Origin of the sequence: Mesorhizobium xinjiangense (assembly GCF_009749525.1) — a bacterium.
GTDB classification, from domain to species: domain Bacteria; phylum Pseudomonadota; class Alphaproteobacteria; order Rhizobiales; family Rhizobiaceae; genus Mangrovimarina; species Mangrovimarina xinjiangensis.
This window is the reverse complement of the sequence record NZ_WOAC01000036.1, coordinates 23968-31772: the sequence shown is the minus strand read 5'-3', so window position 1 is coordinate 31772 and position 7805 is coordinate 23968. Positions and strand designations below refer to the sequence as shown.

Below are 7805 nucleotides of genomic sequence, written 5' to 3'. Positions count from 1 at the left end.
CTTCGCCGGCAGGACACCCGACGAGGTCTATGCTACGGCAGAAACGACGGAGCGACTGGCGGCGTAAAACGAACCCGATCCACCTTAGAGTCGGTTTCGAAACTCATGATGATCGAGCCAATCGGCGAATGATCAGCATGGCAGATGCGGCGTAGAGGAAGGCTGCGGCGGAATTGACGGTGGCCTCGAAGTCCTTTGCCAGCCGTCTGTTACGATTGATCCAGGCGAAGAACCGCTCCACCACCCACCGCCTTGGCAGAACGACGAAGCCGACCTGATCCGGCTTTTTCCTGACGATTTCGACGAGGATGTTCGTAGCCGCCGTGACCCGCTCGTGGTTGTATCCGCCATCGGCCCAGACGTGCTTGATGAAGGGGAACAAAGGGCGTGAGACCTGAAGCAACGGGCCACCGCCGTCGCGGTCTTGAATGTTGGCGGGGTGCGGTTCGACAAGCAGCGCCCGCCCATCGGTGTCGACCAGCGCGTGGCGCTTGCGGCCGTTGATTTTCTTTCCGGCATCATAGCCGCGAGGCCCGCCGGATTCGGTTGTTTTGACGCTTTGGCTGTCGATGATGGCCGCCGATGGGCTGGCGTCACGGCCGACACGTTCGCGGTCAGCCATGACCAAGGCGTGGTTGAGCTTCTCGAACACCGAGGTGTCACGAAAGGCCGCGAACCAGCGATAGACGGTCGGCCAAGGTGGAAAATCCAATGGCAAAAGCCGCCAGGCGATGCCGCCGCGCAACACGTAGAAGATTGCGTTGACGATCTCGCGCATCGACCAGGCACGTGGACGGCCCGATTTCCGGGCGGCGGGAAGATGATGTTCTATCAGGCTCCACTCCGCATCCGTCAGATCGGTCTGGTATCGAACTGTCGGACGGCTATGTTGAATACGGGTGGTCGGGGTCCACATGAGAATCTCCAGGAAGGTCGCAATTCCTTGGAATCACGTGAACCTCGGCCCCTCAACCCCTTTCGAAACAGCCTCTTAGCCAAGCCGCCAAACTGTCTCATCAGACGGGTCCACCTCTAACGTTTGAAGCGACGATATGCGCGCCAGATAAGTTTGCTGGAGCATGTACCTTTCGCTCAAACGATGCCGTTTGAGCGGGACATGCTTGGATTCGCTTTTTGTCCGCGGCGGCAATCGTAGCAGCGCTTCACAAAAGCTTTCGGGGGAAGGGCATTTCGCCGCCTTGCAAGACGGCCCATGGACCACCTAAATTACGCCCACCAATCATATCAGGCAGGCGCGGGCGGCAAATCAGCGTGGCGCCGCAGGTCAAAAGGCAGGATTCATGAGCGTCAAGCACGCCCCCGTCATCATCGTCGGCTCCGGGCCGGCGGGCTATACCGCGGCGATTTATGCCGCGCGCGCCATGCTCAAGCCGATGCTGATCGCCGGCATGGAGCAGGGCGGCCAGCTGACGATCACCACGGATGTGGAGAACTATCCTGGCTTTGCCGAGCCGATCCAGGGCCCGTGGCTGATGGAGCAGATGCTCAAGCAGGCCGAGAATGTCGGCAGCGAGATCGTCAACGATCTCATCACCGAGGTCGACCTCGACGTGCGGCCGTTCCGGCTGAAGGGCGATTCCGGCGCAGAATACAGCTGCGACGCGCTGGTCATCGCCACCGGCGCCAAGGCCAAATGGCTCGGCCTGCCGAGCGAGGAGACCTTCATGGGCTTCGGCGTGTCGGCCTGCGCCACTTGCGACGGCTTTTTCTACCGCGGCAAGGAGGTCGTGGTCGTCGGCGGCGGCAACACGGCCGTCGAGGAGGCGCTTTACCTGTCGAACCTTGCCAAGTCTGTCACGCTGATCCATCGCCGCGACGAGTTGCGCGCCGAGCGGATCCTTCAGGAGCGCCTGTTTGCCAAGGACAACGTCAAGGTGCTGTGGGACACCGAGGTGCACGAGATCACCGGCGCCGAGGCCAAGCCGCCGCTGCCTGCGTCGGTGACCGGCATTCGCCTGCGCAACAAGAACACCGGCGAGATCAGCGACATGGATATCGACGGCGTCTTCGTCGCCATCGGCCATGCGCCGGCGGTCGAGCTGTTCGAAGGCAAGCTGAAGCAGAAACCGAACGGCTATCTGTGGACCGAGCCGAATTCCACGCGTACGAACGTTCCGGGCGTGTTTGCCGCCGGCGACGTGACCGACGACATCTATCGCCAGGCGGTGACGGCGGCCGGCCTTGGCTGCATGGCGGCGCTGGAGGCGGAAAAATACCTGGCTGAGCTGGAAACGCACAGGCAAGCGGCCGAATAGCATCGCGGCCGGCGACGGTCGGGCGATTGAGGTATAAAAGAAGGGACCGTAAAGGTCCGAAAGAGGGGACGGCATGTCGCTGGACTGGGACAAGCTGCGGGTATTCCACGCGGCCGCAGAAGCCGGATCGTTCACGCATGCGGCGGAGCGGCTGCACCTGTCGCAATCGGCCATTTCGCGCCAGGTCGGCGCGCTGGAGCACGATGTCGGCGTGCCGCTTTTCCACCGCCATGCGCGCGGGCTCGTCCTGACGGAACAGGGCGAACTGCTGTTTCGCACCGCGCATGAGGTGCTGATGAAGCTGGAGGCGGTACGCTCGCGGCTGCTCGAGACGACCGAGAAGCCGTCCGGCGTATTGCGGGTGACGACCACGGTCGGGCTCGGCGCCGGCTGGCTGACGCAGCGCGTCCAGGAATTCCTCGAAATGTATCCCGACATCGAGCTGCAGCTCATCCTGGCCAACGAGGAACTGGACCTGACCATGCGCCAGGCCGATTGCGCGATCAGACTGCGCCAGCCGATGCAGCCCGACCTCATCCAGCGGCGCCTGTTCACCGTGCATCTGCACGTCTTTGCCGCCCCGGCCTATCTGAACAAGCACGGCAAGCCGAATTCGCTCGATGAGCTGGGAAAGCACCGCATCGTCACCTTCGGCGAGCCGGTGCCGCAATATCTGCGCGACCTCAACAGCCTGCAGACATTTGGCATGCCCGAAGACGAGAAACGCCCCACGATCCTGCAGATCAACGATCTCATGTCGATCCGCCGCGCCGTCATGCGCGGCATCGGCATCGCCATGCTGCCGGACTACATGGTGGACGATGATTCGGGGCTGGTGCAGCTGCTTCCGGAGATGGAAGTGCCGTCCTTCGACACTTATTTCGCTTATCCCGAAGCGATGAAGAACCAGGCGAAGCTGAAGGCGTTCCGCGACTTCATCTTTTCCAAAGCGCGCAGCTGGGCCTTCTGATCTGCCTGATTTTTCGTCATTTTTTCGAGGCCTGCCGGCGAACGGATAAGATGCATATTGCGCAGAATCGCTGAGCTGAGATCGACCCATGCAGTTTTGCATGGGTGAAATGCAAATCATTTGCTTGATAATAAGGCAAGGGAAGCTCATATATCGGTCATCTCTTGAGCGCGTTCCTCCTCCCATTGGCGCTCGAGAGTGTTCCCCTCTGGAGGTTTCGCCGTTTTTACGGCACTTCCAATAACTTGGCCGGTCCTTTTGGAACCGGCCATTTTTTTGCCTTGTCGGCACTGCCCGGATTTTGACCCGGCTCACATGCCGCCGATCGCCGCGCAGGCGATGCGCGCGCCGGCGCCGCCGATGGGCTGGCTCATCTGGTCGTCGCGGCCTTCATGGATGACCAGCGCCGAGCCGTCCTCGTCGAGGAGATTGGCCCGCCCATCCGCTTCGGTCAGCGCAACGAGAGGCGAGAACATCTCCACGGCCGCCGTGCCGTCCTCATGCACGATCAGGTTGGGCAGGTCGCCGGCATCGGGGCCGTCGGCATTCATCAGGCCGTGCGCGGCTTCGGACGGATTGACATGGCTGCCCGATGCCTTGAAGCCTTCGGCGGCGTCGTCGCATGTGCCGACGGCGTGAATATGCAGACCATGCGGGCCAGAGGGCAGGTCGGCGACACCGATCGCCAGCATGACGCCATTCGGACCGTCGGTGAGGGTGACGGCGCCGATCTTTTCGCCCTGTGCGTTGACGATATCGCCGGTGGCGGATTCCTGCGCGGCTGAAATGCCCGGCAGGCAGAGTACAGCGGCAATGGCGAGGGATGGAAGGGTCGGACGCATGGGGAGGCTCCTTCTTTGCGTGCGGTTTTTCAGGCGGGTGTATCGGGGAACGGGCGAAGGCTGGAATTGCGGTTGGGTGCGTGGCGATCGCCCTGTGCTCCAGCGCGAGGCGGTCGCGCCGGAGCATCGATCTGCGGCTCAAGCCGCCTTGCCGTGCGCATTCACGACGTCGTCGGCCAGACGGCCGGTCAGTTCGGCCATGTGATCGAACTGGGCTCGATAGGTGCCGACACCGGCGGTCGCGGAACGCAGCTCCACGATGAGATCGCCGATCTCGGCCCGCGGCATGATCGCCTCCACCACGTCCCAGCCCGGCCAGCCGGGCCGCGCATCGAAGCCCAGGATCTGGCCCCGGCGCTGCGGAAGGATGGCCGTCACCTTGGCCGTGGCGTCGGAGGGGGTGAAGACTTCGATCTTCATCATCGGCTCCAGGACCACCGGTGAGCAGGCGGCCATCGCCTCGCGCATGGCAAGCTTCGCTGCCATCTGGAAAGCCATGTCGGAGGAATCGACGGAATGGTACGAGCCGTCGGCGAGGTTGACCGCGATGTCGACCACCGGAAAGCCGAGCGCTCCCGACTTCAGAAAGTCGCGCACGCCGGATTCCACCGAGGGAATGTACTGCTTGGGCACCACGCCGCCGGAGATCGTGTCGGTGAATTCGAAACCGGCGCCGCGCGGCAACGGCCTGATCTCCAGCATCACGTCGCCGAACTGGCCGTGACCGCCGGTCTGCTTCTTGTGGCGGCCGCGCTGGGTAGCGCCCTTGCGGATCGTTTCGCGATAGGGAACGGCCGCCTGCGCCGCTTCCAGCGGGATCTGGTACTTGCCTTCCAGCCGCTCCACCGCCACGCGCAGATGCATCTCGCCATGGCCTGACAGCACGGTCTCGCCGGTGTCCTGGTGATCCATCGCCAGCGAGGGGTCCTCCTCGCCGAGCTTTTGCAGCGACGAGGACAGCTTGACCTCGTCCTTGCGTTCGCGCGGCTTCAGCGCGCTGGTGTTGACCGGCGGCGGGGGCTTTATTTCGAACAGCGCCGGCGGCGCCTTGCCGAGCCCGATCGTGTCGCCGGTGCGGATATCGTCGAGCTTGCCGAGCGCCACCGTCATGCCTTCGGCGGCCGAGGAAAGCTTGGTCTGTTCGCGGCCCAAAAGGCTATAAAGGCCCGACACCTTGCCGAACTTGCCCTGGGCGGAGACGATTTCGCTGTTGTCGGCGATCGTTCCCGACAGGACGCGGGCAACCGACAGCTTGCCGCCATGCGGCGTGTGCACGGTCTTCATGACCTGCATGACGGTGCCGGCCTTGTCGGCGAGGCCGAGTCGCTTGCGGGTTTCGGCGACATCCGGCGCGTCGTGGCGGATCGCCTTCAAGAGGCGAAGGATGCCGTTGCCCTTTTCCGCCGAGCCGATGAGCACCGGAACGACGACGCCCTCGCGCAGGTCGGCCGCCAGGTCGTCGAAAATGGCGTCGCGCGGCGGCTCGATCTCCTCCAGCAACTGCTCCATCAGCGCATCGTCGTTGTCGGCCAGGTGCTCCAGCATCGAAAAGCGCGCCTCGACCTCGCGCGCCTTCTCGTCGTCGGGGATCGCCGCGACCTCGCTTTCGGCATGCTCGCGATAGACATAGGCGCGCTCCAGCGCCAGATCGATCGAGCCGATGACGATGCCGTTCTTGCGCAACGGGATCTGGCGCAGCATCAGCGGCGCGGCGCTGACCGGCTGCAACAGCTTCAGCGTGTCGCGCACGCCGGCGGCCGACTTGTCCATCTTGTTGAGAAACAGCATGCGCGGCACGCCGTAATCGTCGAGCGTGCGCATGATGAGCTGCAGCGCCGGGATCTTTTTCTCGTCCGCCTCGGTGACGACGATCGCCAGGTCGCAGGCCGCCAGCACTGGTTCCGCCTCGTAGGAGAATTCGACCGAACCCGGCAGGTCGACGAAGGTGATGCTCTCGCCCATGAATTCGGTGGTGGCGAAACAGGCCTCGACACTCATCTGATGGGTACGGGCCTCGGGCGTGAAGTCGCCGACGGTGCTGCCTGAGGAAACGCTGTTTTGACGGGGAATGGCGCCTGTCCGCGCCAGGATGGACTCAAGAAGTGTTGTCTTGCCACTGGCGAAGGGACCGATAATGGCAATGCATTTCGGTCCCGTGCGCCTTTCTCCTGCACGATTGCCCATGGTGCTCGACCTCCCTCATGGATTGCATGAGCGGCGGCCGGGCCCCTTTCCGGCCGTCGGCGCCGGGCGGGAGTTTTCTCCCTGCCGGCAAAGAATGATCGTCACACGGGATGGCGTTCAGGGCAAGAGTGGCGTGTATTCACTCTGCGGGCGTTTCATGCATCAGCGACAGGCCTTTTGCCGTGCGCTCGCCAAACCCCTTCCAGTAGGTGTGCTCGGGCTTGGGATTGCCGTCCTCGTCGCGCGCCCATACGCCATCTTCCGCCTTTTCGACGAGGTCGAGATAGGGATCCATGGCCGTGTCGCCTTTCACCTGGCTGCCGAGGAAGGCGGTGGCGAAATGCTGCAGGATGTTGTTCATGCGCACCGTGTCCCAGACCGCGTCGGCATAATGGTCGAAGGGCGCCCAGCCGAGCTTGTCGGAATGGGTCCAGGCCTCGGTCGGCGCGGGAATGGGGGCGGCGGCATTGTGATTGGCGTTGTCGAAGGTCAGAAGATAGTGCTCGGCATTGACGGCCTGCTCGTAGATCGCCTTGACGCCGTTTTCGTAGCTCGACACATCGTCGGCGCTGCCGGCGATGAAGAAGATCGGGGTTTCGATACCGGCGAGCCCGTCGGCATCCCAGAAGCCGCGTTCCATGCCCCAGGGCGCAATGGCGATCACCGCCTTGATGCGCGGATCGGGCAGCGCCTCGTGAGTGTCGGTGCCAGCGACGTGGATGGCCAGCGTTCCTTCCGGCGCGCCCCAGTCGAACTCGGTGCTGGCCTCGGTGACACCGCCGCCGGCCGTGATGACGGCGCCGTAACCGCCCATCGAATAGCCGATCAGGCCCGTGTTCGAGACATCGACAAGGCCGTTCAGGAAGCTGGAATCGTCGCCGGACAGACGGGCGATCTCGCGCAGGACGAAGGTCTGATCGAGCGGCCGGTTGACCAACGTGGAACCGAACTTCGCCTGGTCGCGGTAGGTCGAGTCGGTGTGGTCGATCGAGGCGACGACATAACCCTTGGTGGCAAGATTTTCCGCCAAATGGCTGAGCAGGAATCGATTTCCCGGATAGCCGTGGGAGATGATGACGAGCGGATAGGCGCTTTCGGCATAATCCGGAGCGGCATCGCGCACGGCCCTGCCATGCAGCGTGACCTGCGTTTCGCCGTCGCGCAGATAGACGCCGTCATAGGTGCCGCCAACGGCATCGCCCTCGGCCGGATACCAGACTTCGACCGTCAGTTCCCGGCCGTAGCGCGGCAGTTCCCCGCCGGCCTCGACATTGAGAATGTCGATCTGATCCGGGTTGGCGAATGTCAGGGTCTGCACGCCGATGGCGTGGGGACCGAAGGCGGCGAGCTCAGGCGCGTCGGGACGGATCAGGTCGATCCGGTTCTCATCGGCCATGGCCGGCGTGCCAAGCAAGGCAAGACCGAGTGCGGCAAGGGCTATGTTGCGCATGGTGAGGCTCCTGCTCCGTGTTCAATCGAATTATCACAGAATGCAGATAGCCTCTCCCGCCGACACGTCGATGACAACCCCTA

General features: G+C 63.3%; 6 protein-coding genes. 2 read left to right on the top strand and 4 right to left on the bottom strand.

From position 1 onward, the window contains the following. Positions 1–103 precede the first annotated feature (103 nt). The gene (locus GM909_RS24510; protein ID WP_157020159.1) at positions 104–916 is read right to left on the bottom strand and encodes an IS5 family transposase; all 813 of its coding nucleotides are present in this window, start codon (positions 914–916) and stop codon (positions 104–106) included. A gap of 385 nt (positions 917–1301) precedes the next feature. On the opposite strand from GM909_RS24510, the gene trxB reads away from it, so the two are divergent. Both trxB and GM909_RS24500 read left to right on the top strand, forming a co-directional pair. After that, a complete protein-coding gene (gene trxB / locus GM909_RS24505; RefSeq protein WP_157020157.1) occupies positions 1302–2276 on the top strand; it encodes a thioredoxin-disulfide reductase in 975 nt (324 codons plus the stop codon). A 73-nt stretch (positions 2277–2349) separates the two neighbouring features. After that, complete coding sequence (locus GM909_RS24500; protein WP_157020155.1) at positions 2350–3246, top strand: LysR family transcriptional regulator; 897 nt, start codon at positions 2350–2352, stop codon at positions 3244–3246. A gap of 311 nt (positions 3247–3557) precedes the next feature. On the opposite strand, the gene GM909_RS24495 is transcribed toward GM909_RS24500, so the two are convergent. The 3 genes from GM909_RS24495 to GM909_RS24485 form a co-directional block, all read right to left on the bottom strand. Continuing rightward, the gene (locus GM909_RS24495; RefSeq protein ID WP_157020146.1) at positions 3558–4088 is read right to left on the bottom strand and encodes a superoxide dismutase family protein; all 531 of its coding nucleotides are present in this window, start codon (positions 4086–4088) and stop codon (positions 3558–3560) included. Between the two features lie 138 nt (positions 4089–4226). Continuing rightward, positions 4227–6272, bottom strand: coding sequence for an elongation factor G (locus tag GM909_RS24490; protein ID WP_157020144.1), 2046 nt, complete (start codon positions 6270–6272; stop codon positions 4227–4229). A gap of 139 nt (positions 6273–6411) precedes the next feature. Beyond that, complete coding sequence (locus GM909_RS24485; protein WP_157020142.1) at positions 6412–7722, bottom strand: alpha/beta hydrolase family protein; 1311 nt, start codon at positions 7720–7722, stop codon at positions 6412–6414. Positions 7723–7805 lie beyond the last annotated feature (83 nt).

Excerpts from the sequence above, each read along its gene's own strand:
- GM909_RS24510 (WP_157020159.1), bottom strand. The coding sequence starts at position 916 with ATGTGGACCCCGACCACCCGTATTCAACATAGCCGTCCGACAGTTCGA.
- trxB (WP_157020157.1), top strand. The coding sequence starts at position 1,302 with ATGAGCGTCAAGCACGCCCCCGTCATCATCGTCGGCTCCGGGCCGGCG.
- GM909_RS24500 (WP_157020155.1), top strand. The coding sequence starts at position 2,350 with ATGTCGCTGGACTGGGACAAGCTGCGGGTATTCCACGCGGCCGCAGAA.
- GM909_RS24495 (WP_157020146.1), bottom strand. The coding sequence starts at position 4,088 with ATGCGTCCGACCCTTCCATCCCTCGCCATTGCCGCTGTACTCTGCCTG.
- GM909_RS24490 (WP_157020144.1), bottom strand. The coding sequence starts at position 6,272 with ATGGGCAATCGTGCAGGAGAAAGGCGCACGGGACCGAAATGCATTGCC.
- GM909_RS24485 (WP_157020142.1), bottom strand. The coding sequence starts at position 7,722 with ATGCGCAACATAGCCCTTGCCGCACTCGGTCTTGCCTTGCTTGGCACG.